1 protein-coding gene is annotated in these 1534 nt (G+C 60.8%); it reads right to left on the bottom strand.

The annotated features are described in order from the left end of the window. Positions 1-107: 107 nt before the first annotated feature. On the bottom strand, positions 108-1478 hold the full coding sequence (locus tag AC13QE_RS31250; protein ID WP_488486659.1) for an IS1182 family transposase: 1371 nt from the start codon (positions 1476-1478) through the stop codon (positions 108-110). Positions 1479-1534: the final 56 nt, after the last annotated feature.

Here is a 1534-nt window from a genome sequence, read left to right on the forward strand (position 1 = left end):
CCTCAGACCGCTGACAAACCCGTCGATTTTTTCGGCGGGTTTATTTTTGCGGGATTGTGGTTTGTGGGCGGGGTTATATTTGCGGGGTCGAAGAAGGGCTTATGCCCTCACGCCAGGCTTGGTTTGGGAGCCCTTGTGAGAGCCATTGCGATCTTTTTGATGTTCTGGGCGGCGGCGGCTAGTAGGCACTGGCATGCGACGCGGGTGAGACTTCGGAACCGGGCATAGCGGTGGCCATGAAGCTGCTTGGCATCGGCAAACGAGCGTTCGACCGTCTCCTTTCGCCGCTTGTAGATGGCCTTGCCCCAAGGCGTGAGGCGGTGGGCGTCGGTCCGCTCGCGGGCGTCTTGCCAGACATGGCGGGTGATGGTGCGTTCATCCTTGGCATTGGCGGTGCAGGAGGCCAACAACGGGCAATCGCCGCAGATGGCCGGATCGGAGCGGTAGTGCCGATAGCCGTTGCGGTCGGTGGTGGCATAGGCGAGCAGTTGGCCTTCGGGGCAGCGGTAGCCGTCTGTCTCGGGCTCATAGTCGAACTTCGACCTGCGCATCATGCCGGGCTTGGGCGGTGTCGGATTGCGGTAGCCGGTGACGCCGAGAATGTCGCGGTCCTCGAGACCCTTGGCGATGCCGGATGTGGCATAGCCGGCATCCAGCCCGACAGCACCGACCTCGAAGCCGAAGCGCTGACGCTGGCGATCCAGTCGGTCGAGATAGACGATGCTGTCATGCACGTTGGCGGGCGTGACATGGGTGTCGGTGATGATCGCAAGCTTGCCGTCCACCGTGCGGTGATCGAGGTAGAAGAAGCCTTTCGGCTTGCCGTCACGCACCATATAGCCGCTGTCTGGATCGGTGCGCGACACCTTGGTTTCCTTCACCTGCGGCTGACGCTCCTTCTGCTTCAAGGGCTTCTGGCCGTGCAGGCTGCGCTCCGCCTCTATCGCCCGGTCCAGGTCGGCCCAGTAGTCGGAGCGCGACTTCTCGATCATCGCAAGATCGTATTTGCCCTTGTTGGCATTGGCCTTCAGGTGGGTCGAGTCGGTGTAGAGCACCGTACCGTCGACCAGTCCATGACCGACCGCCTGTTCAACGATATGGTCAAAAATGTCCTGGGCAACGCTCGTATCGTTGAAGCGCCGGCGGCGGTTCTGGGACAGCGTCGAGGCGTCAAACACACCATCCGTCAGCTTCATCTGCAGAAACCAGCGATAGGCGACGTTGACCTCGATCTCGCGCACCAACTGCCGCTCGGAGCGGATGCCGAACAGGTAGCCAATGAACAAAGCCTTGAACATCAAGGTCGGATCGAGCGGCGGTCGGCCGTTGTCGGCGCAATAAAGCCCGGCAACGCGGTCATGGATGAAGGAAAAGTCGATCACCGCATCGATCTTGCGAAGCAGATGATCCTTCGGCACGAGACCGTCGAGCGTCACCATCTCGAGAGCCGTCTGGGAAGGGGCAGGTTTCTTCAACATGTCCCACTGAATCACAAACCCCTGAGCGATGCCAGGGGTTTGTCAGCGGTCTGAGG

The organism is Martinezella sp. CNPSo 3957, from assembly GCF_057784395.1.

Bases quoted from the DNA above. Each gene is read 5' to 3' on its own strand.
- AC13QE_RS31250 (WP_488486659.1), bottom strand. From the start codon at position 1,478: ATGTTGAAGAAACCTGCCCCTTCCCAGACGGCTCTCGAGATGGTGACG.